Raw genomic sequence first — 26999 nt, forward strand, 5'->3', positions numbered from 1 at the left:
CAGGAGGATAAACACCCATGACGACACTTCTTGTGGCCGAACACGCCAATGGTGCCCTGAACGACGCAACCGGCAAGGCCCTGACCGCCGCAGTGAAGCTTGGCGGTGATGTGCATGTGCTGCTGGCCGGTGAGGGCGCCCGCTCTGCCGCCGAGGCTGCGGCCAAGCTCGCAGGCGTTACAAAGGTTCTGGTGGCTGAGGGCGATGCCGTCGCCCATCAGCTGGCCGAACCGATGGCAGACCTGATCGTTTCGCTGGCCGGTGGCTATGACGCCATCGTTGCCGCCTCCACCGCCAGCGGCAAGAACATACTGCCCCGCGTTGCAGCCCTGCTCGACGTGATGCAGATTTCTGACGTCACCGCCGTCATCGATGGCGAGACCTTCGAGCGTCCGATCTATGCCGGCAACGCCATCCAGACCGTCAAGTCGGGCGATGCCAAGAAGGTGATCACCGTGCGCACCGCCTCATTCGCCGCTGCAGGCGAGGGCGGCTCGGCGGCCATTGAGGATGTGGCGGCTCCTGCGGACGGCGGCCTCTCCAGCTTCGCCGGTGAAGAGCTGTCCCGCTCCGACCGTCCGGAACTGGCTTCGGCCAAGATCATCATCTCGGGCGGCCGTGCGCTGGGCTCTGCGGAGAAGTTCCAGGAAGTCATCATGCCGGTGGCGGATGCGCTGGGTGCGGCTGTCGGTGCCTCGCGCGCTGCGGTCGATGCAGGCTATGCTCCAAACGACTGGCAGGTTGGCCAGACCGGCAAGGTGGTTGCCCCGCAGCTCTACATCGCCTGCGGTATCTCCGGCGCCATCCAGCATCTGGCCGGCATGAAGGACTCCAAGGTCATCGTCGCCATCAACAAGGATGAGGAAGCTCCGATCTTCCAGGTGGCGGACTACGGCCTTGTCGGGGATCTGTTCGAAATCCTGCCGCAGCTGAAGGCAGAACTCGAAAAGGCCTGATGGCGCATCAAGAGGTTCAGGCTGCTGCGGACATCCCGGCAGCCTGAACTGTTTTTGAAGGTTAAGGCAGAAGGTATGATCCGGTTTTATGGCCGTGGTCCTTGCCCGATGCGGTGAACCTTGTAAAGAATAGCGCGGTTTGCGTGCATGTACCGCACGGCCTGCAACAGGATCGGATGAGACGATGGTGGTCGAGATCAAGAAAGTCGGTGTGATCGGTTCGGGCCAGATGGGCAGCGGAATTGCCCATGTCTGCGCCGTGGCCGGATATCAGGTCTATCTCAACGACCTGTCCCGCGACCGGATCGAATCCGGTCTGGCGTCGATCAACGGCAACATGGCCCGTCAGGTGTCCAAGGGCCAGATTTCCGAGGAAGACCGTTCCGCAGCTCTCGACCGGCTGCATGGTGCGGAAAACCTGGACATGCTGGCCGATGTGGACCTTGTCATCGAATCCGCTGTCGAGAACGAGCAGGTCAAGCGCAAGATTTTCTCCCAGCTCTGCCCGGTACTGAAGCCCGAAGCGGTGCTGGCGACCAACACCTCGTCCATTTCGATCACCCGCCTTGCCGCCTCGACCGACCGGCCGGAGCGCTTCATCGGCATCCACTTCATGAACCCGGTTCCGGTCATGGAGCTGGTGGAGCTGGTGCGCGGCATTGCCACCGAAGACGAGACCTTTGAGGCCGCCAAGGCTTTCGTCGCGCGTCTGGGCAAGACCACAGCCGTGGCCGAGGATTTCCCGGCCTTCATGGTCAACCGCATCCTGCTGCCGATGATCAACGAAGCCATCTACACGCTCTATGAGGGCGTTGGCTCGGTGGAATCCATCGATACGGCCATGCGCCTTGGTGCCAACCATCCGATGGGCCCGCTGCAGCTGGCGGACTTCATCGGCCTCGACACCTGCCTGTCCATCATGCAGGTGCTGTATGAAGGTCTCGCCGACAGCAAGTACCGCCCGTGCCCGCTGCTGGTGAAATATGTCGAGGCCGGCTGGCTTGGCCGCAAGACCCGCCGCGGCTTCTACGATTATCGCGGCGAAACTCCGGTTCCGACCCGCTGACGGCGGCATGAACCTCGCCCGCTACTGCCTCACCCGCGCTGCGCCCGATCCGGGCGCGGTGGCGCTGGAGGTGGTGGGGCCGGGCGGGGCGCTGCTGGAGCGCTGGACCTATGGCGATCTCACCACAAGTGTGCTGTCTGTTGCGGGCGGGCTTGCTGGCGAAGGGGTGATGCGGGGCGACCGCATCCTCCTGCGCATCGGCCATTCCAGCGATTTTCCGCTTTTCTTCTTCGGTGCCATTGCCGCCGGATTCGTGCCGGTGCCCAGTTCCGCGCTGCTGACCGGGCCGGAATGCGACATGCTTCTGGCCGACAGTGGGGCTGTTGCCGTCATTCATGATGGTGCAACGCCGCTGCCGCAGCCGCGTGATGGGGTGCGCTTCATCGGGCCGGAGGGCATCGCAGCGCTTAAAGGCGCGCCGCAGGGCGCATTTGCGGACACGCAGCCGGACGATCCGGCCTTCATCGTCTACACCTCCGGCACCAGTGGCCGCCCCAAGGGCGTGCTGCACGCACAGCGCGCCGCTTCTGGCCGCAGGCCCATGGATCAGGGCTGGTACGGGATCTCCGCGCAGGACCGGCTGCTGCATGCAGGCGCCTTCAACTGGACCTACACGCTCGGCGTTGGCCTGATGGACCCCTGGGCCAATGGCGCCACCAGCATTGTCTATGACGGCCCGCGTGATCCGCATGTCTGGCCGGATCTGCTGGAAGCCACGGGCGCCACGCTGTTTGCAGCGGTGCCGAGCCTTTACCGGCGCATTCTGAAATACGGCGATGTTACGCCGCACCGCTTCCCGCACCTGCGCCATGGGCTGACGGCTGGCGAGGCCTTGCCCGCAGCCCTGCATGAAGAGTGGACCCGCCGCAGCGGCCGGCCGCTCTATGAGGCGCTGGGCATGAGCGAAATTTCCACCTATGTCTCCAGCGGCCCGCAGGTGCCCACGCGCCCCGGCAGCCCTGGCAAGCCGCAGGCCGGACGCTCCATCGCCATTCTGCCGGAGGAGGGCGGCGATACGCCGCTGCCCCTTGGTGAAACAGGCCTTTTGGCCGTCTCGCGCGATGATCCGGGCCTGATGCTGGGCTATTGGCAGCGGCCGCAGGATACGGCGGAGGTGATGCGCGGCAGCTGGTTTCTGACCGGCGACCGTGCCCGTCAGGATGCGGATGGCTATCTCTGGTATGAGGGCCGGGCCGATGATGTGATGAATGCCTTCGGCTATCGCGTTGCGCCGGAAGAGGTGGAGCGCGTCATTGCCAGCCATCCGCACGTGGCGGATGTGGCTGTGACGGCGGTGCCGGCCGCCAATGGCATCAGCCTTGTCACGGCCTTTCTTGTGCTGCGGGAGGGCGCAGCGCTGGACGCAGATGCTGTCGCCGCCTTCGTGGTGGAGCGGCTGGCGGAATACAAGCGGCCCAAGGTCTACCGTCTTGTGGCGGATCTGCCGCGCACGCCTTCCGGAAAGCTGCAGCGCAAGGCGCTGTGGCGGGAAAACTCCTGAAAACTATTAACGCCACATTAACTTTCTGCGGCGACACTGCCGGTCTCGAAGAGAGGCTTATCCATGAGCAGCGCATCCATCGCAGCCGCGCTTGTCGGGGCAACACAGGCCCAGACCCAGCAGCAGCTTCAGGCCAAAATGCTGAAGATGTCGATGCAGCCGGATCAGGCCGTTGTCGCCATGCTGGATCAGGCGGCCTCTTCCGGTTCAGGGTCTGCACCGCTTGCCGCAGGGACCGGCGGTTTCGTGGACGTTACCGTCTGACCACCTTCAGATTCGCCTCATTCCGCTGGTGCGAGCACGGGCCAAGCCCGGTGCAGGCTGCAGCCTTGCGGCCGTTTACCAAGTTTTCCTCTGATAAAATCATCTGACGAAATTCAGGGCAGGGCTTTCGTAATATTTTGGCACCTTGATTCTATGATTAATCAATAGTTAATATATGAATCCGGGGTGGCTGATTTTATTGAGCTATTTCTAGTCTAACCTAGCGTAATTCGACATTTTAATAAAATTTTAGATAATTTGCCTGATTCGTTGTAATGTTTGCTTTGGCTCCATGGCCTATCTTATCCTTCGTGGCATTCCAGCTATCTGGCCGTTCGCCGGCCGGTGCTCACGATGGAGGTTCACATGGCGGAGATCGAAAGCTACCGCGGTGTTCCAGCCTCTGCGCTGAGAGAGGAGAAGACCCTCTCGGAACGCCGCACTGAACGGTTCGAGGAATTCAACGCCCGGCGCAGCGCCATGCTGGCCGAAGCGGTGAACCGCGAAGCGGACAGGAAGGCGAACCGCGCAGAGCAATTGAGTGATGATGCTGATCGCATCGCGCGCCGTGCCGTCCTTGGCATGGGCAACCGCGTCGATGTGACGGTCTGATCCCGGCATTCTCCGGGCTCCGGCTGGAGCAGGCATCAACTGGAAAGGGCTTGAGTTATGGTTGCAATTTCCGGAACTGCATCGGCTGACCTCGCTGCGCCGCGGGTGCGTCCTGATTATTCCGCCAGGGCTGCGCAGGAAACAGCCCGGGTTGAGCGTCAGGCCGCAGAACGTCAGACGGAAGAGCGCCGCGAGACCGTGCAGGAGACGTCCCGCCAGGAAGAGCAGCGCGAAAGCCGCAAGATTCCCGGTCTCGGCAATGCGGTGGACATCACCGCCTGACGGTGGACGGCCTCATTAGCAGATCCATGGCCCCGCTCCGGCGGGGCTTTGTCTTTTTGAGGGTTGTTTCCGCAACCACCCACCTGCCGTTTATCCTGCCGTCTGGCCCGTACTTTGGCCCGTAGTCTGCCCTGGCGCCTTTGCCCGTGCCGCATCGATCAGCTGCAGCGCGTCCTCATGGTCCCATTCAGCCGGGCCGTACATGGTGCCGATCTCGCAGCCGTCGGGTCCGGCGAGGATCGTTGCCGGCAGGCCGGTGGCGCGGGCCTTGCTGCGCAGGTCCTGGAACACCGCGTTCGACGCATCCGAATAATAGGTGAGCGAGGCAACGCCGATTTCGTCAAGGAAGGCCTTGGGCTTTTCAGGACCGCCCCGGTCGAGGTTGACCGTAACCACCGCGAAATCATCGCCGTTGCGGGCCTGCGCCAGCCGGTCCAGCGCGGGCATTTCCTTGCGGCAGGGGGCGCACCAGGTGGCCCAGAGGTTCAGCAGGACCGTCTTGCCGGTGAATTGCGCAATGCTGACGTCCTCGCCGTTCGGTCCCTTGAATTTCAGGCTCCTGAGGTCGAGCGGCTTCTGCGCGGGCAGGAAGGCGGCGACATCACCCCGGGCAAAGGGCTTGGCAGCGGAGGCTGCCGCCAGCGAGGCCTGGCAGCTTTTCCCTGCGCTTGTGTTGCCACCGGGGCTGCCAATCACGTATACCGCCGCAATGGCTGAAAGCAGACCGGCCGCAGCGACCGCAACCAGCGGACGTCTGTAACCGGAGCGGGTCTGTCTTGTCGGCTTCATGTCTTCTTCACCTGGCAAGGGCACCTCTCCGGGGCGTCTATCAAGAGGCAGTCATATGAGCAACCGCATGTGGGGCGGCCGTTTCGCCGAAGGCCCGGACGCGATCATGGAAGAGATCAACGCGTCCATTGGCTTCGATCAGAAGCTATACAGGCAGGATATAGAGGGTTCCAAGGCCCATGTCCGCATGCTGGCCGCGCAGCAGATTGTCGCGGGCGAGGATGCAGAAAAGATCGTTCACGGTCTCGACACGATCCTGTCAGAGATCGAGACGGGCAAGTTCACCTTTTCCCGCGCCCTTGAAGACATCCACATGAACATCGAGGCGCGCCTTGCCGAGCTGATCGGTGCGCCGGCCGGACGCCTGCACACCGCCCGGTCGCGCAATGACCAGGTGGCGACCGATTTCCGCCTTTGGGTGCGCGACACGCTCGATACGCTCGATGGCCAGCTGGCCGGGCTGCTGGTGGCACTGGCCGAAAAGGCCGAGACCCACGCCGCCGACGTGATGCCGGGCTTCACCCATCTCCAGTCGGCCCAGCCGGTCACCTTCGGCCACCACATGATGGCCTATGTGGAGATGTTTGCCCGCGACCGCAGCCGCTTTGCCGATGCGCGCAAGCGCATGAACGAGTCTCCGCTGGGCTCTGCGGCGCTGGCCGGCACGTCCTTCCCGATCGACCGCGAAGCAACCGCGAAGGCGCTTGGCTTCGACCGGCCGATGGCCAATTCGCTCGACGGCGTGTCCGACCGCGACTTCGTCATCGAGGCGCTTTCTGCCGCGGCCATCTGCTCCATGCACCTGTCTCGCTTTGCCGAGGAAATCGTGCTGTGGTGTTCGGCCCAGTTCGGCTTCATCAAGCTGTCGGACAAGTTCTCGACCGGCTCCTCGATCATGCCGCAGAAGAAGAACCCGGATGCGGCCGAACTGGTGCGCGCCAAGACGGGCCGCATCTACGGCGGCATGATGGCGCTGCTGGTGATGATGAAGGGCCTGCCGCTCGCCTATTCCAAGGACATGCAGGAAGACAAGGAACAGGCCTTCGACGCGCTGCCGTCCCTGTCGCTGGCGCTTGCCGCCATGACCGGCATGGTGCGGGACATGGAGCCGCAGGTGAAGCGTATGAAGAAGGCCGCAGGCTCCGGCTACTCCACCGCAACGGATCTGGCCGACTGGCTGGTCCGCGTGCTCGGCATGCCCTTCCGCGATGCCCACCACGTCACTGGCAAGATCGTCGGCTATGCGGTTGCCGAAAGCGTTGAGCTTGAAAAGGTGCCGCTGGCCGTAATGCAGGAAATCGAGCCGCGCATCACCCGCGAGATCTATTCCGTGCTGACCGTCGACAAGTCGGTGAAGAGCCGCACCAGCTACGGCGGCACGGCTCCGGCCAATGTGCGCAAGCAGGCCCGCCGCTGGCTGAAGCAGCTGGCCAAGGGCTGAGGAACCGGCGCGGGGCTTGCCGCGCGCGGGAAGGCGTGCGAGGACATCGCACCTGAGACGTTTCATGCAACGAGGTCCGACATGCTGAAGAACCGGCGCTTTCTGGCAGCTGCCACCTGCATTCTCTGCCTTGGTCTGGCCGTTTCGGCCTGTGGCCGCCGCGGTTCCCTGGAGCCCGTCCGCGCGTCTGCCAAGCAGAGCCAGACCGCACCGGCTGCTTCGGCAGAGCCTGCTGCCGCCAGTACCGCTGCCTCCGCGCCGAAGTCCTGACGCCGGAAAGTCCTGAGGCCGGCGGTAAAATCCCGCCGGCTGCGCCTATGTTCCGGGAGCAGTGATGCATCATTTCGAGATGAGGGGCGGCGTTCTCCATGCTGAGGATGTCAGCCTGCCTGAGCTGGCAGAAACGGTGGGCACGCCGTTTTACTGCTATTCGACCGCGACGCTTGAGCGGCACTTCCGTGTGTTTGCGCAAGCGCTGAAGGACATTCCGTCCATGGTCTGCTTTGCGGTGAAGGCCAACTCCAATCTCGCCGTCTTGCGCACGCTGGCCCGGCTTGGCGCAGGCATGGATGTGGTTTCGGAAGGCGAAGCCCGCCGGGCGCTGGCCGCAGGCACTCCGCCGGAGCGCATCATGTTCTCCGGCGTCGGCAAGACCGAAGCAGAGCATGCCTTTGGCCTTGAGCAGGGCATCTTCTGCTTCAACGTGGAATCCGAGCCGGAGCTGATCCAGCTCTCGCGTGTGGCGCAAGGACTGGGCAAGACAGCGCGGGTGTCGTTGCGCATCAATCCGGATGTGGACGCGCGCACCCATGCCAAGATCTCCACCGGCAAGTCGGAGAACAAGTTCGGCATTCCCTGGAAGCGCGCCCGCGAGGCCTATGCGGTGGCCGCGCGCCTGCCGGGCATCAAGGTCAGCGGCATCGACATGCATATCGGCTCGCAGATCACCGAGCTGGAACCGTTCGACGCGGCTTTCTCAAGGCTTGGCGAGCTTGTGGCGCAGCTGCGCTCCGACGGGCATGAGATTGATCACGTCGATCTCGGCGGCGGCCTGGGCGTGCCCTATGTGTTTGACAACACTCCGCCGCCGCACCCGGATGACTATGCCGCTGTCGTGCGCAAACATGTGGAGCGGCTGGACTGTCAGGTGATCTTCGAGCCCGGCCGCCTGATTGCGGGCAATGCCGGCATTCTGGTCACCCGGGTGATCTATGTGAAGAAGGGCCAGGACAAGTCCTTCGTCATTGTCGATGCGGCCATGAACGATCTGATCCGGCCGACGCTGTATGATGCCTGGCACGAGGTTGGACCGGTGGTGGAACCGGCCGCAGACAGCGGGCGAATCATTGCCGATGTGGTAGGTCCGGTATGCGAAACGGGCGACTATCTCGCCCTGGGCCGCGATCTGCCGGAGGTGAAGGCGGGGGATTTGCTGGCGGTTTATACCGCCGGTGCCTACGGCGCGACACAATCCTCCAGCTACAATACCCGCCTTCTGGTGCCCGAAGTGCTTGTGAACGGCTCGCAATATGCCGTGATCCGCCCGCGCCCGTCCTATGAGGACCTGCTGGGACTGGACAGGATGCCGGACTGGCTTTGACGCGGGCAAGACGATCACGGCGGATTTGATCGCCCTTGATCACCGGGGCGGGTTGCCGTCAGACCCGCTTTGCCCCACTCTAGGATACTGCGGGGTTGAGGGCTGAACGCGGAGAAATACGGTTTGGCGGAACAGGACCCAGTTGAGCGCAAGTTTCCATCCGGGCAGGAGATTGCCGTGACGGATAGCGACAGGCTGTCTCTGCCGCAGGATCTGACGCGGGCGGCGGTGGACAAGCGTCTCAAGGCCGTGGTCTGGCGCAGCCGCGTTGCGCTGTTCTGGGAACGGCTCTGGCCCGCGCTCTATCTGCCTTTCATTCTCCTTACCCTGTTTGCCGGTCTCTCGCTGGCCGGGACCTGGCTCGTTGTGCCGGTCTGGCTGCGGCTTGTGCTGGTGGCGGCTCTTGCCGGGGCATTCCTCTGGTCGCTGCGCCCGCTCCTGGGCCTGCGCTGGCCCAGCCGTCAGGACGCCCTGCACCGGGTGGAACTGGTCAGCGGACTTTCCAACCGGCCGCTCACGGCGATCGAGGATGACCTGCCGCCCGGCAGTGCCAGCCCGGAAACGCTGGCCCTGTGGGAGATGCACAAGCGCCGCATGGCCGAAACGCTGCGCTCCATGCGCTCCGGCCTTGCCCATCCGGAAGCCTTCCGCCGTGATCCCTATGCGCTGCGCGTGGTTGCCCTGATGCTGCTGGTGACCGGATTTGCGGTCACACAGGACGGCACGAGACTGAACCGGCTCGGCTCGGCCTTCACCTCGCCGCTCGATTTGCAGGAGGTTGCCAGCCGTATTGATGCCTGGGTTACGCCGCCGCTCTACACGGCCCGCGCGCCCATCTATCTCACCGGGGAGAGCGCTGCCCTGCGTGACCCTTCCGTGCCGCTGAAGATTCCGGCTGGCAGCGTGCTGACCCTGCGGGCGCAGGGCACCTCGGGCCTTGCCATTTACAAGGATGGCGAGCCGGTCACTCCGGCGCAGGAGGATGAGCCCGCAGCAGCCCAGAACACCGGTGTTGAAGAACAGCGCCTGACGCTTTCCGAAAGCGGCTCCTATGCGCTGCAACAGGGCGGTACCGTCATTGCCACCTGGCCGTTTGACGTGCAGCCGGATCTGCCGCCCACCATCCGCCTGCTGGATGATCCGGAAGCCCAGCTCAGCGGTGCGCTGAAGCTCAGCTATCTGGCGCAGGACGACTACCGGGTGACCGGCGCAGAGGCACAGATCGAGCCCGCGCCGAAAGCCTCAGACACCCATGAAGAGCCGCGCCCGCTGGTCGAGGCGCCGCAGTTTCCCCTATCCGTTCCGCCGCAGGCACCCGGCTCGGCCAAGCCCGGCGAGACGATCCGCGACCTGACGTCTCACCCCTGGGCGGGTTCCGAAGTGCTGCTGACCCTGATTGCCCGCGATGAGGCGGGGCAGACGGGCACGTCGGAACCGGCGGTTTTCACCCTGCCGCAGCGCCGCTTTTCCAAGCCGCTGGCCAAGGCCGTGGTGGAGCAGCGCCGGGATCTGGCGCTGGATGCCAAGTCCCAGCTGCGGGTGATCGATGCTTTCGATGCGCTGCTGCTGGCGCCCGAGGCCTTTGATGTGCAGCCGCGCGTGCATCTGGGCCTTGCCTTCGCCTACCGCAATCTGGTGGCCGCCCGCAGCGACGAGCAGCTGAAGGAGCTGCTGCCGCTTCTTTGGGATCTGGCGCTGTCCATCGAGGATGGCGATCTCTCCATGGCCGAGCGGGCCCTGCGCGACGCGCAGGAGGCTTTGCGCGAGGCGCTGGAAGAGGGAGCATCCGATGAGGAGATTGCCCGCCTGACACAGGAACTGCGGCAGGCTTTGCAGGAATACATGCAGGCGCTGACCGAACAGCTGCGCCAGAACCCGCAGGCCATGCAGCCGTTCAATCCCAATCAGCAAAGCCTGAGCACGCGCGATCTCGACGAGATGCTGAGGCGTATCGAAGAACTGGCACGCAGCGGCTCGCGCGATGCAGCCCGTGATCTTCTGGCGCAGATGCAGCGCATGCTGGAGAACCTGCAGACCGGCCGCCCGCAGATGGCACCTGACGGCCTCACCAACGAAATGATGGAGATGCTGAACCAGCTTGGCCAGATGATCCAGCGCCAGCAGGAGCTGATGGACCAGACCCACCGTTTCAACCAGCAGCAACAGCAGCAGGGTGAGGGCGAAGGGGGGCAGCAGGGCGGCCAGAATGGCGGGCAGGGCCAGCAGATGACCGAAGAGCAGCTGCGCAACCTGCTTGACCAGCTGCAGCAAGGCCAGGGCGATCTGGCCCAGCAGCTGCAGCAGCTGATGGAGCAGATGGAGCGCAACGGCCTGTCGCAGAACGAAGGTCTGGGCGAGGCGGGCGACGCCATGGGCCAGGCCCAGCGGTCGCTCGGGCAGGGGCAGGGCGATCAGGCGGTCGGTCAGCAGGGCGATGCCCTCGACGCATTGCGCCGTGGCGCCCAGCAGCTGGGCGAGCAGATGATGGGCATGGGCGAAGGGCAGGGCATGAGCCAGCGTTCGCCTATGGATACGGACCCGCTCGGCCGTCCGCGCCGCAATCAGGGGCCGGATCTTGGCAGTCAGGTGAAGGTGCCGGACGAGATCGACGTGCAGCGGGCGCGCCGGATCTTGGAAGAACTGCGCCGCCGCTTCTCCGATCCGGCCCGCCCGAGACTGGAACTCGACTATCTGGAGAGGCTGCTGCGCAGCTATTGACGGGCGCCGGGGGGGCACCCCGGTTTTCAGCCCCGTTCCTCAGCCCGCAGCGCGCTTGAAGATCATGTCCCTTGCCGCGATGACCGCGCCGATGGTGATCAGAATGCAGGCTGCGCCGACGATCCAGGTGAAGGTGCCGAAGCCGAAGGTGATGAGCAGCAGCGTGGAGAGGAGCGGGGCCGAATAGGCGGCCGCGCCCAGGACCTGAATGTCGCCGCGCTTGACGCCAATGTCCCAGGTGAAGAAGGCAAGGCCGACCGGCAGCAGGCCAAGCGCCACGACACTGGCCCATTCGACCGTGCCGGACGGCCAGACGGTGTCTTCCAGTGCCAGATGGCAGATGGCCGACAGCAGCGCCGTCAGCAGGCAGAAGCCGGCCACCGCTTCCGTTGGCACCTCGCCCAGGCGGCGGGAGAGGACTGAATAGGTGGACCAGAACAGGGAAGAGGCGGCCGCCGCGCCATAGCCGAGGGCAAAGGCGGGATCGAGGCTGAGGCCCTCTCCCTTGCTGACCAGCAGCGCCGCACCGCCGAGGCCGAGCACGGTCCCCAGCACGTGATGCAGCTTCAGTCTTTCGCCCGGCAGCAGGGCGGAAAACACCACGATCAGCAGCGGCCAGGTGTAGTTGATGAGATTGGCATCGACCGGCGGCGCGTTGCGGATCGCGGTGAAATAGAAGAAATGAAAGCCGAACAGTCCCGCCGTGCCGAAGGCCCAGACCTTCAGCGGCTGGCGCAGGGCGGAGAGCTTGCCGCGAAAGGCGAGCCACGAAAAGGCCAGCAGGCCCGAAAGACCGAAGCAGAGCGCGTTGAGCAGGAATGGCGGCACCGCGCCGGACCCGGCACCGAAGACGCCAAGAGTGGCCCACATGAGCACGGCCGTGAGGCCAACGAGTGTGGCGCGGAAGCGGGCGGCTTGATCGGTCATGGCATCCTGAGGAAATGGTGCGTCGGGTCTTGCAGCGACAGAAATACATAGTCCTTGAGGTGGCGCAAGGACAGGCATGCCTCATCTGCGTGCATTGTGCATCTGTCACAGCTTTAGCAAGGCTCAAGCGCCCATGGGCTGGTTATGCCGCCTCATCAGGTGCTTGATCGTCCCGCCGGTTCGGGACATCTTGCGCATGTAACGATGATCCGACCCATAGCGGAGACCGAATTGACCAAGCTCGACATCAAGGCTCTTGGCCCCGACGATGCCCTGCACCTTGCGCCCCTGATTGCTGAAAATGCCCAGGCCCTCAAGCGCGGCGCCCCGCGCCGTCCGGACCAGTTCTATGCCGAGCGCATTCTGGGTGACCGCTCCGCCGAAGTGATCGGCGCCTTTGTGGACGGGCAGCTTGTCGGCTTTGCGGTCTTCTTCGATCTGCCGGAACTGATCACGGGCCTGCGCTCCGGCCAGATGGACCACATCTACGTGCGCCCTGAGTTCCGCCAGAAAGGCATTGCCCGCAAGATGATCCAGACCCTCGTCACCGAGGGCCAGAGCCGTGGCTGGCTGCAGCTGCGCTGGATCGTGCCGAGCAAGAACGCTCCTGCACTTGCTCTCTATGACCAGATCGCCGAGCCCGATCATCACAAGAGCTACATCATCGCCATCGACCGGCTGGCGTCGGCCTGACGCAGCTTGCGGCGAAGCGCCCCGGATGCTGAACGTCAGATCCGGGGCAGCCTTGCCAGAGGTTGGCCGGAGTTTAGGTCGCAGACGCGCTTGCTCCGCCCTCTTTTTCGTCATGCCATGGGCGGAGCCATGGCATGACGAATGCGGTGGTGTCTCACGCGGTCAAAGGGGCTTGAAGCTCCCCCTCAATACACCGGGTCGATCTGTGCGAAGGGCAGGATGCCGATGCGGGCGGAGCCGTTGGTGAGCTGCACCTTTGCTTCCACCGCCGCCTTGCCATCCACCTGCGTCGCCTTGCCGAAGCTGATGACGGCGCCCTGCAGCGCTTCGGGGAAGCCGGAATCGGACGGGAAGAAGGGCGCAAGAACGGCCTTGATGCCATCAGGTTCCACCGCTGTCAGCGGCAGCTCGCCGGAGAGGGTGCCGTTGGTTTCCAGCCGGATCTGACCGGTGGTGTTGAGGCTAGTGCTGCCGGTGGTGAGTTTCAGGGCGCTGACGGTCAGCGCCGGCTGGCCGTCCGTGCTGGCAAAAAGGGTCTGCGGCACGGTGCCTGACAGCAATGGCGCCCCGCCGGAAATCTGGCCGATGAAGCTGCCGTCACCGGGCTGGTCCTCTGCCGCCACCTTCAGGCCCTTGAAGCTGACGGCCAGATCCAGATCGTCCGGCTGTGCGGGGTTTGGCCGCAGGTGCAATTCTCCGCCTGCCAGAGATACTTCACCTGCATCTGGGTTCTCGGAGGTAAAGAAACGGGAGGCTGTGATCACCCCATCCAGCTGGCGCAGGCTCGTGCCATTAAAACGCAGACTGGCGCGCAGGCTCTCCCATGTGCCTTCCTGGATCGGGCCGTCGCCGGGCGCAAAGGCGGCCATCGGGCTGTCCGCCTCGATGATCATGTGCTGCGGATTATAGGCGAGGGCGACGGCGCGCAGCCCGGCGACACTGACGAAATGGCCCACCGGCGTGCGCAGGGCAAAGTCCTTGCAGGTCAGCTCGAAGCGGAACGGATAGCCGCCAAGGCCGCGCTCGCTGCAGGCGATCTCGAAGCCCATGGCCGCTGCATTCTGCAGGGCGGCATCAATCTGGCTGTTGACGAAGCTGCGGGCCGCAATCCAGGCCGCACTCCATCCACCGGCCACAAGCACCACGGCTCCGGCGAGATAGATGAACTTGCGGCTGGAGGATTTGCGCGGCGCGGAAGGGATTTCGGTCATGTCTGTCCTCTGGTGCCACAGTCCACTTGCAGCACGGCCATTGAAACTTGCCCGGCGCATTGCTAAGTGCGCGGCTCAGGCAAAACAAGGTATCGTGACCGATATGGGCGATTTGTGGGTTTTTGGCTACGGCTCTCTCATCTGGAAGCCCGGTTTCCCGTTTGAGGAGAAGCGTCCGGCGCTGCTGCACGGTGCCCACCGTTCGCTCTGCGTCTATTCCTGGGTGCACCGGGGCACGCCGGAGCGGCCCGGCCTCGTCTTCGGGCTGGACCGGGGCGGCGCCTGCCGGGGCATGGCCTTCCGCGTCCGGGAACAGGACCGGGACGGGACGATCGAATATCTGCGCGCCCGCGAACAGGCGACCATGGTTTATCTGGAAGCCCTGCGCCCGGTGCGCTTTGCCGATGGCACCAATGCCACTGCGCTCACCTATCTTGTTGACCGGCAGCACCCGCAATATGCGGGCGTGCTGCCGCTGGAGCGCCAGCTGGAGCTGGTGGATGGGGCGGTGGGCCAGTCCGGCGCCAATCCGGAATATGTGCTGAACACGGCGAGCCATCTGGAAGAACTGGGCATCCACGATGCCCGCGTCTCCTGGCTGGCACAGCGGCTGAAGCAAATGGCCTCAGCCTGACGGGGCTTTTCCTTGATCAGGCCCCGCGCGGCGGAATGGTTTTCAACACCGGCGAGGGCCGCTCCGCCTGCCGGGCTTCCTCGATGAGGCGGTTGGAGGCGGTTTCGATCTGTCCTGTCAGCGTCTCGAAAAAGACGGCCGGCTCAAGGCCCGGCCCGATGACGGGCAGGAACTCGACAACCACCGTGCCCGGATGGATCAGGAAGCCCTTGCGCGGCCAGTAAAGCCCTGCATTGAGCGCCACCGGCAGCACCGGACAGGCAAGATCCCGGTAGAGATGGGAAATGCCGTATTTATAAGCGGGTTCTGCACCTGCCGGACGGCGCGTGCCTTCCGGGAAGATGAGAATCTGCCGGCCTTCGGCAATCGCCTCGCGTGCGGCTGCCATCATGGCGGCGAGTGCCGCAGAGCGCTTGCCCCGGTCGATGGGGATCTGCTTCATCTTGGCCGTGTACCAGCCGAAAATCGGGATCCAGCGCAGCTCGCGCTTCAGAATGTAGGTCGGGTCCGGAAAGAACGGGATGAGGGCGAAGGTTTCCCAGGCGGACTGGTGCTTGGATGCTACCAGAAAGCCTCCCTGCGGGATGTTTTCAATGCCCCGGTACTCCACCTTGAGCCCGGCGATCCAGCGCAGCAGCGCCAGATTGACCCTCGCCCAGAACGGCACCACCACCCAGGCCATGCGGCGCGGGGCCAGAAAGACGAAGGGGCTGTAGACCACCATCTGGACCAGTGTCAGCAGGTAGAAGGCAATCTGGAAGAGAAGCGAGCGCAGATAGATCATCAGGAAACCGGACTGGAGACAGGAACGGGCTGGAAGCCGGGCAGACTGAGCGGCGCGGCCGGGTTGAGGCCCTCAGCCCGCAGCAGAGACACCCAGCGTGCTCACCCGCAACCGCGCGAGGGTATACTTCACAAACTCCCTCAGGAGAAGCCGCAAGGTCCGCGGCTCCGCGTACCATCTCTCCAGGTTGAGATCGCCCGCAAACACCGGATAGGGAATGACCACCAGATCCGGCATGACCGCATTCAGCTCCATCTCGGCACGCGGCATGTGGTAGGCGCTGGTGACGAGCACGAGCGAGGCATAGCCGTTCGTCTTCGCCCAGATGGCGGCCTCGGTGGCATTGCCGATGGTGTTGAGGGCCTTTTTGTCGAGGTCGATGCAGCAGTTGAAGAGGTCCCGTTCGGCCTCCGTGCGCAGCCGCAGCTGGCGTGCGGTGGTGGCCGGATAGACGCCGGAGATGAGCAGGCGCTGGGCGCGGCCCTGCTGCAGCAGCTGCACCGCCGTCTCGATCCGCTCCTGGCCGCCGGTCAGCACAACGATGGCATCGGCGCGCGGGTCTTGCGGCTGATCGATGGTGACCACATCGGCGGTGAAGCGGATGAAGGAAATGAGCAGCCACAGGCTTACAAGCGTGGCGGCAATCCCAACTGCCTTCAGCGCCAGCCAGCGCTTGTAGCCCCTGCGGCGCGGCGGCGGCGTCTGCGGTGCTGGCCCTGGCTGCTGCTCTGCCTGTTCCCCGGCGGGCTCTCCTGCCGGCTGTCCTGCTTCGGGCGCAAGAATCTGATTTGCCTCGTGACTTGCCCGCTCCCCGGACGCAGCCAGCAAAGCCTCAGCCCGCACACGGTCCTCCTGGACCGGTGCAGGGGCGGCAGCATCAGGCTGTTTGTCCGAAGGCGCAGGTTTCATCGTGCGAAGATTATAGACCAATTCCGCTGTTTCTTGGATGGATGTTGCAGTCAGTCGATTTTGGCAAGGTGGGATTTGACCGCAAGGCCGGAGGTCAGCGCCGTCAGCAGGGCGACGATGAAGACAATGCCGGCCACTCCGAAGTAGCCCGGCGTGCCGACCGCCACGGAGCCGAACAGCGCCGACATCTGGTCGGCACCGGCCATGCCGGACGTTTGCCGGGTGAAGGCTTCCAGCAGAATGAAGCAGAAGGAAGCGGCAAGCCCGCCAGCTATTCCCCCCTTGAGACCCAGCACGAGGAAGTGGCGCTGGAACTCGCGGGCGATGAAGCCGTCACTGGCGCCGACGAAATGCAGCACGGACACAACGTCGCGGTTTCCGGCCATGGCCGCACGGGTGGCGAAGATCACGCTGAGCACCATGGAAAACAGCACCAGCGCCAGGATGCCGAAGCCCCCGGCCACCACGGCCCCGGCCATGGCGGCCAGGCGGGAGGTCCAGATGCTGTGATCATCAAGGCTGGCGCCGCGCACGTTCTGTTCGATCGACTGCTTCAGCGCCGGAAGATCCAGCTCCTGCGGATTGCTGACGGTCACCTGGATCAGGCGCGGCACGGGCAGCGTTTCGAGGTCGAGGCCTGCGCCGAGCCAGGGCTGCAGCAGCTGGCGGGTTTCCTCGTCCGACAGGGCGCGCACCGTGCCGATGCCGGGAAACTCCTGCGTCAGCGCCACGGCCTTGTCGATCTCGCGCAGCATGTCGACCCCGTCGGCGGGGCGGATCTGCACGGTCACCTCCCGCACGAGGTCATTGCTCCAGTCATGCGCCGCCTCCCAGACGACAGAGACGGAGCCGACGGTGAGGCAGGCCAGAAAACTCATGATGGCGACGACGAGCGTCAGGGCGCGTCCGGCCACGGACTGGGACGGCACGATGGCCGCTGACGGCCGCAGGCGTGCGTCCTGCCCGCCTGCCGCAGCTTTGGCCTTGCCGCGCAGGGACAGCTTCAGCGAAGGGCGCGGCAGCTTGGGCCGGCTCTTCTGCTGTCGCGGCGCCTTAGCGCCGGTCTTCTTTGGTGGCGGGGCCTTGGATGCCATGCGCGGTGCCTTCCCCATGCCCTCAGTCAAAAATGGACAGGCGCCCGTCCGCCAGAACCATCCGGCGCGCCTCGACCTGTTCAAGCAGGGTGATGTCGTGGGTGGCAATCACGACGGATGTGCCAAGCCTGTTGAGTTCAATGAACAGCCGCAACAGCCTGCGGGCAAGGGGAGGGTCGACGTTTCCCGTCGGCTCATCCGCCAGCAGCATGTCCGGCCGGGTGATCAGTGCCCGTGCGATGGCCGCGCGCTGCTTTTCACCGCCCGAGAGAACCGGCGGCAGCACATGCATGCGCTCGCCCAAGCCCACCCATTTCAGCAGTTCCACCACGTCCGAGCGGTAACTCGCTTCTTCCTTGCCCAGAACGCGCAGCGGCAGAGCGACATTTTCGTAAGTCGTCAGATGGTCCAGCAGCCGGAAATCCTGAAACACCACGCCGATACGGCGGCGCAGCTCCGGCAGTTCCTTCTTGGCGATGGTGGCCATGTCCCGGTTGAACACGCGAATGAGGCCGCGCGTGGGCCGCAGCGACAGAAACAGCAAGCGGATCAGCGTTGTCTTGCCCGCGCCGGAGGGCCCGGTCAGGAACTGAAACGACTGCGGCTCGATGCTGAATGTCAGGTCGCGCAAGATTTCCGGCCCCATGCCGTATCTCAGCCCGACGTTCTCGAAACGGATCACGCAAAACCTCCGTGGACGGCGCTTACCCTAGAGCCATCCCTTTAACGCTTCATTAAACATATGAATGTCCTCTGGACCAGAATTGGGGGCGCTCTGACGCAGGTCTTCCCCCCAATTCAGCACCGGACTGCTATCATCCGCGTCATGGATGGCGCCATCAAGGCCCAGCGAGGCCGTGGAGCGAGGGTCTCCCAAACATGAAGATCACCTGTCCGGACTGCGATACTTCCTATGACATCAAGCCGGAAATGGTTGGCCCGGAAGGGCGCAGCGTGAAATGTGCACGCTGCGGAAACCGCTGGTTCATCAGCCCGCGCAAGGAAGAAATCCCCGCGCCTGCCTCTCCGGCTGCCTCTGCCGGAGGCGCTGCAAAGCCTGCCATGGCCATCGAGGATGAGCCGGAGACAGACGAGGATGAAGCGGCATGGGTGGAGGATGCCACGGAGGAAGAAGCCCTTGCCAAGGTGCGCGCGTTTGAGGACGATGAGCCCGAACCTGCCAAAGGATCTGTGGATACTCAGGGTAAATCAAAGAATGGTAGAGATGCGCCGCCGGAATACCCAGATGTAGTGGCCTCCGATGCAAATGATGAAACGGACGAGAAGGAAAATGCTCGCCGTACGATTGACATTGAGTCCCTTGCCAAGCGTAAGAAGATCAAGGTTAACACGAAAAAACCCAAGCGGGAGCGTGACTGGTCATTCCTGACCCGTCACGTGACGGTGAACAACCTGCGCCGCGCCGGCGGCCTTTTGATCTTTCTTGCAGCAGCGGGATTCAGCACGCTCATCTTTACGAACCGCCAGTTCGTGGTCAAGCACGTTCCGGACCTTGCCAGTCTGTTCGACATGATGGGACTTCCTGTGAACTTGCGCGGACTTGAGTTCCGTGATTTGAGAACATTCAGGGAAGTCGACGAGGGGACCATCGTTCTGGTTGTCGAGGGGACAATCCAGAGCGTATCGGAACAGCCTGCCGCAGTACCCGCGGTGCGCCTGTCGCTGCGAAGCGAGGATCATCAGGAGATTTATGCCTGGACCCTCGAGCCGCGTGCGGTGGCATTGGAGCCGGGCGCGAACACGCGCTTCAGGACCAGGCTGACAGATCCTCCTGCAGACGCAGCAGATATTCAGGTCCGCTTTGTGGACCGCCGTTCAGGACAAGCAGCAGAAGCAACAAGATGAAGCCGGTGATCCATACCCTTTACGATGAAGCCGAGATCGCCGCACGGGTTGAGAGCCTTGCCCGCGAAGTGGCTTCTTCCCGTCCGCATCAGCTGCTGGTCGTGGCTGTGCTCAAGGGCAGCTTCATCTTTGCCGCCGACCTGGTGCGTGCCATGCACCGTGCGGGTCTGGAACTCGAAATGGAGTTCATGCATTTATCCAGCTACGGGGCAGGGACCGTAAGCTCTGGAAATGTTCAGGTTCTGCGTGACGTTGAAAGTCTTGTTAAGGATCGCGATATCATATTGGCGGATGATATTCTGGAATCCGGACGTACCCTGAAGTTCGCCAAGGACAGGCTTCTTGAAAGGGGCGCGCGTTCGGTCAAGGTCGCCGCACTGCTGGACAAGCCGCATCACAGAAAGGCCGATATTCAGGCTGACTATGTGGGCTTCAATTGTCCGGACAGGTTTGTGGTGGGCTACGGGATGGACATGGGGCACGCCTGGCGGCAGTTGCCCTTCATCGGGTATGTGGCCGGGGAAGAGGCTACACCCCCTCGCGAAACAACGGGAGTGTGATATGGCCCGGATTCTTCTGACGGAAGATGACGAGGCGGTTCGCAGCTTTGTGAAACGCGCCCTTGAACTGGATGGCCACACCGTCTGCGCCTCGGAAGATGGCGGAGCAGCGCTGGAAACGCTTGTTCGCGAGAGAGGCAGCTTCGATCTGCTGCTGTCCGACATCAAGATGCCGGTGATGGATGGCATCGCCCTAGCGCTGGCCACCGCCCGCGACTGGCCGAGCCTGCCGATCCTGCTGATGACCGGTTTTGCCGATCAGCGTGAACGGGCCAACGGCCTCGACGAGCTGGTGCATGATGTCATCACCAAGCCTTTCTCGCTGGCTGATATCCGTCAGGCCGTGCGTGACGCCATTCATGGCGTCGTCCGCGAACAGCGCCGCCTGTCAGCCTGAGCGGTCAATCTTCTGTCTTACTGGACGCGGCAGCTCTGGTGTGTGTGAACCCGGCGTTTTCGCCGGGTTTTATTTTGGGCGCTCTGCGCTGCTGCACCTGAGAGCCCCCAAAGATACCCAGGAGATACCCGCCGAAAGGCGAGTGGAAAAAGCGGCTGCCACCGTCTAGCTTTTGCGTTGCAAAAACCCAATGCCGCAAAGACCCGCAGGAGGACCGCCCGTGACCGCAAGCTTCAAGCCCCGCCGCTCGGCACTCTACATGCCCGGCTCCAACGGCCGGGCACTGGAAAAGGCGCGCAGCCTCGGCGTGGACTGCCTGCTGCTGGATCTGGAAGATGCCGTGGCGCCCGATGCCAAGGAAGCCGCCCGCCAGCAGGTCTGTGAGGCCGTGACGGCCGGTGCCTTTGCTGGGCGCGAGGCGGTGATCCGCATCAACGGGCTTGATACCCAATGGGGCGAGGCGGATCTGGAGGCGGCGATTGCCGCAGCCCCCGATGCCATCCTCCTGCCCAAGGTTTCGTCCCTTGCCGATGTGGAACGGGTGGCGCACCGGCTGAAGCTGGCAGGTGCCCCTGCCTCCGTGAAGCTCTGGGCGATGATGGAAACGCCGCTCGCCATGCTGCATGCGGCCAGCATTGCCTCGGCGGGACGGGACCCGGAAACACGCCTCACCTGCTTCGTCATGGGCACAAATGATCTGGCCAAGGAAACCCGCGCCCGCCTGCTGCCGGGCCGGGCCGTGATGATGCCCTGGCTGATGACCTGCGTGGCCGCAGCAAGGGCGGGCGGGCTTGATATCCTTGACGGTGTCTACAACGATTTCAACGATCTGGACGGTTTTGCCGCTGAATGCGCGCAAGGGGCGGAGATGGGCATGGACGGCAAGACGCTGATCCATCCCAAGCAGATCGAGGCTTGTCACGCTGCCTTTTCGCCCTCGGAGGCGGAAATCGCCTGGGCGCAGAAGATCAACGATGCCTTCGCCCTGCCGGAAAATGCCAGCAAGGGGGCGATCCAGATCGACGGCAAGATGGTGGAGCGGCTGCATGCGGACATGGGGTTGAGGGTGCTGGCCATTGCCAAAGCCATGGCGGCATCCGCGCAGGAATGATATGCCGGAGCAGTTCTTGTTCCTGGAAAGATTGCCATGAAACTCTACCGCTTCATCACCGGCCCCGACGACAGCCAGTTCTGCCACCGGGTCACGCAGGCCCTCAACAAGGGTTGGGAGCTGGCCGGTGCGCCGCAGCTGACCTTTGATGCCACCCGCGGCATTGTCGTCTGCGGTCAGGCCGTGACCAAGGAAGTGCCGGGCGATTACACCCCGGATATCAAGCTCGGCGACTACTGAGCCGCTTGATGAGCACCGCAGGGCGGAAGACACGGGCTGCCGGCGTCGCCGGCTGGGTTCTCTTCGATTGGGCAGCCCAGCCCTTCTTCACACTGGTGACGACCTTCGTCTTCGCGCCCTATTTTGCCTCCGCCCTTGCCGCCACCCCGGCGGAAGGGCAGGCCCTCTGGGGCTATGCCACCTCGGCGGCGGGGCTTGCCATTGCGCTGCTCGCCCCGTTTCTTGGCTGCGTTGCCGATGCAGGCGGGGCACGCAAGCCGTGGATCGCGGCATTGACGGTGCCTTACGTGCTGTCCTGCCTTGCCCTGTGGTGGGCCGTTCCCGGCACCGGCTACGGCATGGCCGTGGCGCTGGCGGGCTATGCGCTGGGCACGCTCGCCATCGAGTTTGCCACGGTCTTCAACAATTCCATGATGGGCTCGCTGGTGGCGCGTGACAGGCTCGGCCGCCTGTCGGGCGCAGGCTGGGCGGTCGGCTATCTGGGCGGCCTGATCAGCCTCGTCATCGTGCTCGGCTTCATGGCGGCCAATCCGGAAACGGGCAAGACCCTGCTGGGTGCGGACCCGCTGTTCGGGCTTGATCCGGCCGCGCGCGAGGGGGACAGGGCATCGGGGCCGTTCTCGGCGCTGTGGTTCCTCGTCTTCGTGCTGCCGATGTTCCTTTTCACGCCCGATGAGCCGCGCCGCATGGGGGTGAGGGCTGCTGTCCGGCAGGGCCTTGCTTCCCTGCGCCGCAGCCTTGCAGACGTGCTGCAGGTGCCCGGCATGGCGCGGTTCCTCATCGCCAACATGCTTTACAACGACGGGCTGGTGGCGCTGTTCGCCTTTGGCGGCATTTATGCGGCCGGTGTGCTCGGCTGGGGCACGATCCAGATCGGCACCTTCGGCATCCTGCTCACCATCACCGGCACCATCGGAGCGCTGACCGGCGGCTGGCTGGACGACCTTATTGGTTCCCGCAAGGTCATTCTGGGGGCGCTTGGCGGTCTCATCCTGTGCGGCCTCGGCCTTGTTTCGGTGGACCGGGACACGGTGTTCTTCGTCTTCGATGTGACGCCTGCAGCCCCCGGTGCCCTGTTCGGGTCCCTGCCGGATCTGATGTTCCTGGTGCTCGGCGGCTGTATCGGCGCGCTGGCGGGACCGTTGCAGTCGGCGGCGCGCAGCCTTCTGGTGCATCTGGCACCGGAGGGCCGTCAGGGCCAGTTCTTCGGTCTTCTTGCGCTGTCGGGCAAGGTGACCAGCTTCCTTGCGCCGCTGGCCGTCGCCCTTGTCACCACAGCCACCGCCAGTCAGGCGGCAGGCATGGCGGTGATCCTCGTGTTCTTTGCCGGCGGGGCTTTCGTTCTTGCAGGTCTGAAGCCGCGCTGAAACGGCAACAGCCCCGGCGGCTTGCCGGGGCTGCGTGTTTGAGCTGGATGCTGCGGCCGGTCAGGCACTCTGGCGGATATCTCTCAGGAACTGCTCCACTTCCTGCCGCAGCTCGCTTGCTTCCTGCTGGAGGATCGCGGCCGAGGAGCTGACCCTGCGGGCCGTTTCGCCGGTTTCGTTGGCCGAAGCGGACACGGCGACGATGTTGCGAGTCACTTCCTGTGTGCCGTTGGAGGCTTCCTGGATGTTGCGGGCGATTTCGGTGGTCGCCAGGCCCTGCTGGTCCACGGATACCTGGATGCTGCCGGAGATTTCGTTGATCTGCTCGATGGTCGAGGAGATCTCCTGAATGGCCTTCACCGCATTGGCCGTTTCCGACTGGACCGACTGGATCTGGCTGGAGATTTCCTCCGTCGCCTTGGCGGTCTGGTTGGCCAGTTCCTTCACTTCCGCTGCCACGACCGCAAATCCGCGGCCGGCCTCGCCGGCACGGGCCGCCTCGATGGTGGCATTGAGGGCGAGAAGGTTGGTCTGCTCGGCAATGGCCTGGATCAGCGCCACCACCTCATTGATGCGGCTGGCGGCATCGGCCAGTGCTTCGATCTTGCCATTGGTGGCCTGTGCCTGATGCACGGCCTGACTGGCGATCCCGGCGGACTGTTCCATCTGGCGGCGGATTTCCGAAACGGAGGCCAGCAGCTCTTCGGCAGCAGACGCAACAGCTTCCACGTTGGCAGCCGCTTCCTCGGAGGCGGCCGCAACGGCGGTGCTCTTGGCGCTGGTGTCGTCTGCGCCCACCGTCAGCACGTTGGAAGCATTGTTGAGGTCGTCGACGAGGCTTGAGACCGTCGTGGTGAGCTTTGAAATGCGGGCGTCGAAGGACTGGGACAGATCGCGGACAGCCTCGGCGCGCAGGATGCGCTGGCGCTGCTGTTCTTCCTGCTCGGCCACCAGCTCTTCAGCCTGCTTCGCTTTCTCCCGGAAGATCTCGAGTGCCTGATTGATGTGGCCGATCTCGTCACCGCGCTCCTTGTCCGGAATGGTGATGTCGTAGCGCTGGTCGATCAGGGCGTTGATGGTGGTGACGGCCCGTTCCAGCGGACGGCGGACGATGCGGTTGCTGAAGAACATGACCGCGATGGCGAGGACCGCCAGCAGGATCACGCCAATGCCAAGGATGGTGTAGATGATCTGCGTTGAGGCGGCATTCACCGTTGCCATGGGCACACTGACCACGACGGCCATGGTGGCACCGGTGTTGCCGATGGCAACCGGGCGGACGATGTTGATCATGTCTCCGCCAGCCGATTCTGCGTAGGCAGTGTAGGAGAAGGGCTGGGCCGATTTGACCGCATTGAGAACCTGCGCGCCGAAGGCCGCCTCTTGAGATCCCTTGGCTTCAGTCCAGGGCTTGCCCAGAAGAGCCGGATCCGTGTTGGCGATCCAGACCCCGGCCTGGGACAGAAGATTCACCTGGCCGGTGCCCATCGGCTTCTGGGAAGACAGGGTTTTCGTCAGATCGGTGAGGAGAAGGTCGCCACCGGTCACGCCGATGACCTTGCCGCCATCGCGGATTGGGGTGCTGAAGGAAATGCCAGTCATGACAACACCATCGGTTTCCCAGGTGTAGGGTTCCGTGGCGAAGTCCTTGCCGGTCCTGTAGGAGACATGGAACCAGTCGCCCTCAGGCGATGGCTTGAGTGGCGGAATGGGACTGAACTCGACCTTGCCCTGGTTCCGGTAGAAATAGGGGCGCCAGACCCCGGCCTCGTCGTGCCCGGGCTGGCCTTCGAATTCGGCGTCACGCCCGTCCAGATTGTTGTCGGGAACCATGCCCCAGGTGCCGGCCATGTTGGGGTGGGTCTGCATCGCATCCTGCAGAATGTTGGTCCAGGCCTGCCTGTCGACTGGTCCGCTGCGCTTCAGCGCATTGAGGGCATTGCCGAGACCTTGCGCGGGCAGAAGACCTTCCTCGATCACCCGTGCAACATACTCGGCCTGTTCCTGCGCAATGGCTTCCACTTGCTGAATGGCAAGCTGCTGCGTTGCTGAGGTGGCCTGATATCCAATGACACCAATTCCAACAGCAAGGACTCCGGCCAGCGCAGTCACGCTGACGGCCGCAAGCTTGGTTGCGATCTTTGCCTGTTTCAACATCCTGGTACCCCTTCCGACTGCCCGGAATTCTTGCGTCCAGGCAGGATTCTCCTAGAGGCAGGAAGCGCTGAATCTTGTTAAGAAAAAGCTTCCAGAAGCAGACAATTGCCTCTGGAAGCTAAAAATTTTTCCAACTATTTGGCGCCGAAGCAACTTGCGGTGGTTTTTACAGCGGGCTTACTCTCAGTGACGGAAATGCCGCATGCCGGTCAGCACCATGGCAAGACCTGCCGCGTCGGCTGCGGCGATCACTTCATCATCGCGCATGGAGCCGCCCGGCTGAATGACCGCAGTCGCGCCTGCTTCCGCTGCGGAGAGAAGTCCGTCGGCAAAGGGGAAGAAGGCATCGGAGGCGACCACGCAGCCCTTGGTGAGAGGGGTGGACAGGCCTGCAGCCTCGGTCGCATCCAGCGCCTTGCGTGCGGCGATGCGGGCGCTGTCGATGCGGCTCATCTGGCCCGCGCCAATACCCACCGTGGCGCCGTCCTTCGCATAGACGATGGCATTGGACTTGACGTGCTTGGCAACGCGGAAGGCGAACTTGAGGTCGGCCAGTTCCTGTGCGGTCGGCGCGCGCTTCGTCACGACCTTGAGGTCGAGATCATCGATGACGCCATTGTCGCGGGACTGGACCAGAAGGCCGCCAGCGACGGACTTGATGGCCAGACCGGCCGCACGCGGGTCGGCGAGACCGCCGGTGACCAGCAGGCGCAGGTTCTTCTTCTTTGCCACGATTTCGATGGCTTCATCCGTCGCAGCCGGGGCGATGATCACCTCGGTGAAGATCTTGACGATCTCTTCGGCGGCTTCCGCATCCAGCGTATCGTTGAGGGCAACGATGCCGCCGAAGGCAGAAACAGGGTCACAGCGCAACGCCAGTTCATAGGCTGCCTTCAGGCTGGAGCCCTCGGCCACGCCGCAAGGGTTGGCGTGCTTGATGATGGCAACGGCCTTGGTGCGCTTGGGGTCAAACTCGCTGACCAGCTCGAAGGCGGCGTCCGTGTCGTTGATGTTGTTGTACGACAGGGTTTTTCCCTGCAGCTGGCGGGCGGTGGCCACGCCCGAGCGGCGCTCGCCGGTGGTGTAGAAACCGGCCGACTGATGCGGGTTCTCGCCATAGCGCATGACTTCGGCGAGCTTGCCGCCCATGGCGCGGTAATCGGGCGCTTCGTTGCCAATCTGCGAAGCCAGCCAGTTCGACACGGCGGCATCATAGGCAGCGGTACGGGCAAAGGCCTTCTGGGCCAGCTTCTTGCGCAGGCCGATTGGCGACTGGCCGTTGTTCTCATCCAGTGCCGACAGAACGTCAGCATAGTCTGCCGGATCCACCACGACGGTCACATAGGCATGATTCTTGGCCGCGGCACGGGTCATGGCCGGGCCGCCGATGTCGATGTTCTCGACGCCCGTTGCATAATCTGCGCCGGAGGCAACTGTATCCTCGAAGGGATAGAGGTTGACGCAGAGCAGGTCGATGCCGCCAATGCCATGGGCATCCATGGCTGCCTTATGCTCGGCATCGTCGCGGATGGCGAGCAGGCCGCCGTGCACCATTGGATGCAGGGTCTTGACCCGGCCATCCATGATTTCCGGGAAGCCGGTCACTTCGGAAATGTCCTTCACCGGCAGGCCGGCGTCCGCCAGCGTCTTGCGGGTGCCGCCGGTGGAAATCAGCTCCACGCCGCGCTCGGACAGCCCGCGGGCGAAGTCGAGCAGACCGGTCTTGTCGGAAACGGAAAGAAGGGCGCGCTTGATGGAAACGAGCGGGGGAACGGGAACCCCCTTGGACACCACAGCCATGGCCTTGCCTCGCAGATCTG

At 63.8% G+C, this 26999-nt stretch carries 27 protein-coding genes; 18 read left to right on the forward strand and 9 right to left on the reverse strand.

Translation table 11 applies throughout. The annotated features are described in order from the left end of the window. The first annotated feature begins 17 nt into the window (after positions 1-17). The 6 genes from ASC48_RS05375 to ASC48_RS05400 all read left to right on the forward strand — a co-directional run bounded on the left by ASC48_RS05375 (position 18) and on the right by ASC48_RS05400 (position 4681). Entirely contained in the window at positions 18-956 is a 939-nt protein-coding gene (locus ASC48_RS05375) for an electron transfer flavoprotein subunit alpha/FixB family protein (RefSeq protein WP_055454738.1), read from the forward strand. A 184-nt stretch (positions 957-1140) separates the two neighbouring features. Next, positions 1141-2022, forward strand: coding sequence for a 3-hydroxybutyryl-CoA dehydrogenase (locus ASC48_RS05380; RefSeq protein ID WP_055454739.1), 882 nt, complete (start codon positions 1141-1143; stop codon positions 2020-2022). 7 nt (positions 2023-2029) lie between these two features. Beyond that, complete coding sequence (locus ASC48_RS05385; RefSeq protein ID WP_055454740.1) at positions 2030-3523, forward strand: class I adenylate-forming enzyme family protein; 1494 nt, start codon at positions 2030-2032, stop codon at positions 3521-3523. Between the two features lie 63 nt (positions 3524-3586). Continuing rightward, the gene (locus tag ASC48_RS05390; RefSeq protein WP_050474067.1) at positions 3587-3787 is read left to right on the forward strand and encodes a hypothetical protein; all 201 of its coding nucleotides are present in this window, start codon (positions 3587-3589) and stop codon (positions 3785-3787) included. Positions 3788-4153: 366 nt separating this feature from the next. Then, positions 4154-4399, forward strand: a complete 246-nt coding sequence (locus ASC48_RS05395; protein WP_141658875.1) for a hypothetical protein — start codon at positions 4154-4156, stop codon at positions 4397-4399. Positions 4400-4456: 57 nt separating this feature from the next. Then, positions 4457-4681, forward strand: a complete 225-nt coding sequence (locus tag ASC48_RS05400) for a hypothetical protein (RefSeq protein ID WP_055454742.1) — start codon at positions 4457-4459, stop codon at positions 4679-4681. A 90-nt stretch (positions 4682-4771) separates the two neighbouring features. On the opposite strand, the gene tlpA is transcribed toward ASC48_RS05400, so the two are convergent. Further along, positions 4772-5470 carry a thiol:disulfide interchange protein TlpA gene (gene tlpA / locus ASC48_RS05405; RefSeq protein WP_055454743.1) on the reverse strand — a complete coding sequence of 233 codons (699 nt, stop codon included), beginning with the start codon at positions 5468-5470 and terminating at the stop codon, positions 4772-4774. A gap of 55 nt (positions 5471-5525) precedes the next feature. Here tlpA and argH point away from each other — a divergent pair, with 55 nt between their 5' ends. The 4 genes from argH to ASC48_RS05425 all read left to right on the forward strand — a co-directional run bounded on the left by argH (position 5526) and on the right by ASC48_RS05425 (position 11229). Continuing rightward, positions 5526-6911: an argininosuccinate lyase gene (argH, locus tag ASC48_RS05410; protein WP_055454744.1), complete on the forward strand. Its 1386-nt coding sequence runs from the start codon at positions 5526-5528 to the stop codon at positions 6909-6911. Positions 6912-6992: 81 nt separating this feature from the next. After that, complete coding sequence (locus tag ASC48_RS05415; RefSeq protein WP_055454745.1) at positions 6993-7181, forward strand: hypothetical protein; 189 nt, start codon at positions 6993-6995, stop codon at positions 7179-7181. Positions 7182-7245: 64 nt separating this feature from the next. Continuing rightward, on the forward strand, positions 7246-8511 hold the full coding sequence (gene lysA, locus ASC48_RS05420) for a diaminopimelate decarboxylase (protein WP_055454746.1): 1266 nt from the start codon (positions 7246-7248) through the stop codon (positions 8509-8511). Positions 8512-8688: 177 nt separating this feature from the next. Beyond that, the gene (locus ASC48_RS05425) at positions 8689-11229 is read left to right on the forward strand and encodes a TIGR02302 family protein (protein ID WP_055454853.1); all 2541 of its coding nucleotides are present in this window, start codon (positions 8689-8691) and stop codon (positions 11227-11229) included. 39 nt (positions 11230-11268) lie between these two features. Here ASC48_RS05425 and yddG read toward each other — a convergent pair whose 3' ends face one another. Beyond that, complete coding sequence (gene yddG / locus ASC48_RS05430) at positions 11269-12156, reverse strand: aromatic amino acid exporter YddG (protein WP_055454747.1); 888 nt, start codon at positions 12154-12156, stop codon at positions 11269-11271. 204 nt (positions 12157-12360) lie between these two features. Between yddG and ASC48_RS05435 the strand changes: the two genes are divergently transcribed. Then, entirely contained in the window at positions 12361-12849 is a 489-nt protein-coding gene (locus tag ASC48_RS05435; RefSeq protein ID WP_050474145.1) for a GNAT family N-acetyltransferase, read from the forward strand. A gap of 185 nt (positions 12850-13034) precedes the next feature. Here the strand turns inward: ASC48_RS05435 and ASC48_RS05440 are convergent, their stop codons facing one another. Continuing rightward, positions 13035-14060: a DUF2125 domain-containing protein gene (locus ASC48_RS05440; RefSeq protein ID WP_055454748.1), complete on the reverse strand. Its 1026-nt coding sequence runs from the start codon at positions 14058-14060 to the stop codon at positions 13035-13037. Positions 14061-14163: 103 nt separating this feature from the next. On the opposite strand from ASC48_RS05440, the gene ASC48_RS05445 reads away from it, so the two are divergent. Further along, entirely contained in the window at positions 14164-14694 is a 531-nt protein-coding gene (locus tag ASC48_RS05445; protein WP_050474074.1) for a gamma-glutamylcyclotransferase, read from the forward strand. Positions 14695-14710: 16 nt separating this feature from the next. On the opposite strand, the gene ASC48_RS05450 is transcribed toward ASC48_RS05445, so the two are convergent. The 4 genes from ASC48_RS05450 to ftsE form a co-directional block, all read right to left on the reverse strand. Beyond that, positions 14711-15481 (reverse strand): lysophospholipid acyltransferase family protein, encoded by a 771-nt coding sequence (locus ASC48_RS05450; protein ID WP_208975565.1) that lies wholly within the window; start codon positions 15479-15481, stop codon positions 14711-14713. A 69-nt stretch (positions 15482-15550) separates the two neighbouring features. After that, positions 15551-16321, reverse strand: a complete 771-nt coding sequence (locus ASC48_RS05455; protein WP_208975539.1) for a YdcF family protein — start codon at positions 16319-16321, stop codon at positions 15551-15553. A 116-nt stretch (positions 16322-16437) separates the two neighbouring features. After that, on the reverse strand, positions 16438-17481 hold the full coding sequence (locus ASC48_RS05460; RefSeq protein ID WP_055454855.1) for a cell division protein FtsX: 1044 nt from the start codon (positions 17479-17481) through the stop codon (positions 16438-16440). 22 nt (positions 17482-17503) lie between these two features. Next, positions 17504-18163 carry a cell division ATP-binding protein FtsE gene (ftsE, locus tag ASC48_RS05465; RefSeq protein ID WP_072242530.1) on the reverse strand — a complete coding sequence of 220 codons (660 nt, stop codon included), beginning with the start codon at positions 18161-18163 and terminating at the stop codon, positions 17504-17506. A 197-nt stretch (positions 18164-18360) separates the two neighbouring features. Between ftsE and ASC48_RS05470 the strand changes: the two genes are divergently transcribed. The 6 genes from ASC48_RS05470 (at position 18361) to ASC48_RS05495 (ending at position 23022) form a co-directional block, all read left to right on the forward strand. After that, on the forward strand, positions 18361-19347 hold the full coding sequence (locus ASC48_RS05470) for a zinc-ribbon domain-containing protein (RefSeq protein ID WP_055454751.1): 987 nt from the start codon (positions 18361-18363) through the stop codon (positions 19345-19347). Further along, entirely contained in the window at positions 19344-19907 is a 564-nt protein-coding gene (gene hpt, locus ASC48_RS05475; RefSeq protein ID WP_055454752.1) for a hypoxanthine phosphoribosyltransferase, read from the forward strand. The genes ASC48_RS05470 and hpt overlap by 4 nt, the downstream gene beginning before the upstream one ends. Position 19908: 1 nt before the next feature. Next, entirely contained in the window at positions 19909-20304 is a 396-nt protein-coding gene (locus tag ASC48_RS05480; protein WP_019964371.1) for a response regulator, read from the forward strand. A 220-nt stretch (positions 20305-20524) separates the two neighbouring features. Continuing rightward, positions 20525-21415 carry an HpcH/HpaI aldolase/citrate lyase family protein gene (locus tag ASC48_RS05485; protein WP_055454753.1) on the forward strand — a complete coding sequence of 297 codons (891 nt, stop codon included), beginning with the start codon at positions 20525-20527 and terminating at the stop codon, positions 21413-21415. Between the two features lie 36 nt (positions 21416-21451). Continuing rightward, entirely contained in the window at positions 21452-21655 is a 204-nt protein-coding gene (locus tag ASC48_RS05490; RefSeq protein WP_050474080.1) for a DUF1737 domain-containing protein, read from the forward strand. Positions 21656-21663: 8 nt separating this feature from the next. Continuing rightward, complete coding sequence (locus ASC48_RS05495) at positions 21664-23022, forward strand: MFS transporter (protein WP_055454754.1); 1359 nt, start codon at positions 21664-21666, stop codon at positions 23020-23022. 60 nt (positions 23023-23082) lie between these two features. On the opposite strand, the gene ASC48_RS05500 is transcribed toward ASC48_RS05495, so the two are convergent. Together ASC48_RS05500 and purH are read right to left on the reverse strand one after the other, a co-directional pair. Beyond that, positions 23083-25179, reverse strand: a complete 2097-nt coding sequence (locus ASC48_RS05500) for a methyl-accepting chemotaxis protein (protein ID WP_055454755.1) — start codon at positions 25177-25179, stop codon at positions 23083-23085. A gap of 183 nt (positions 25180-25362) precedes the next feature. Next, positions 25363-26979, reverse strand: a complete 1617-nt coding sequence (gene purH, locus ASC48_RS05505) for a bifunctional phosphoribosylaminoimidazolecarboxamide formyltransferase/IMP cyclohydrolase (RefSeq protein ID WP_055454756.1) — start codon at positions 26977-26979, stop codon at positions 25363-25365. Positions 26980-26999: the final 20 nt, after the last annotated feature.

Source organism: Pannonibacter indicus, assembly GCF_001418225.1.
GTDB lineage: Bacteria > Pseudomonadota > Alphaproteobacteria > Rhizobiales > Stappiaceae > Pannonibacter > Pannonibacter indicus.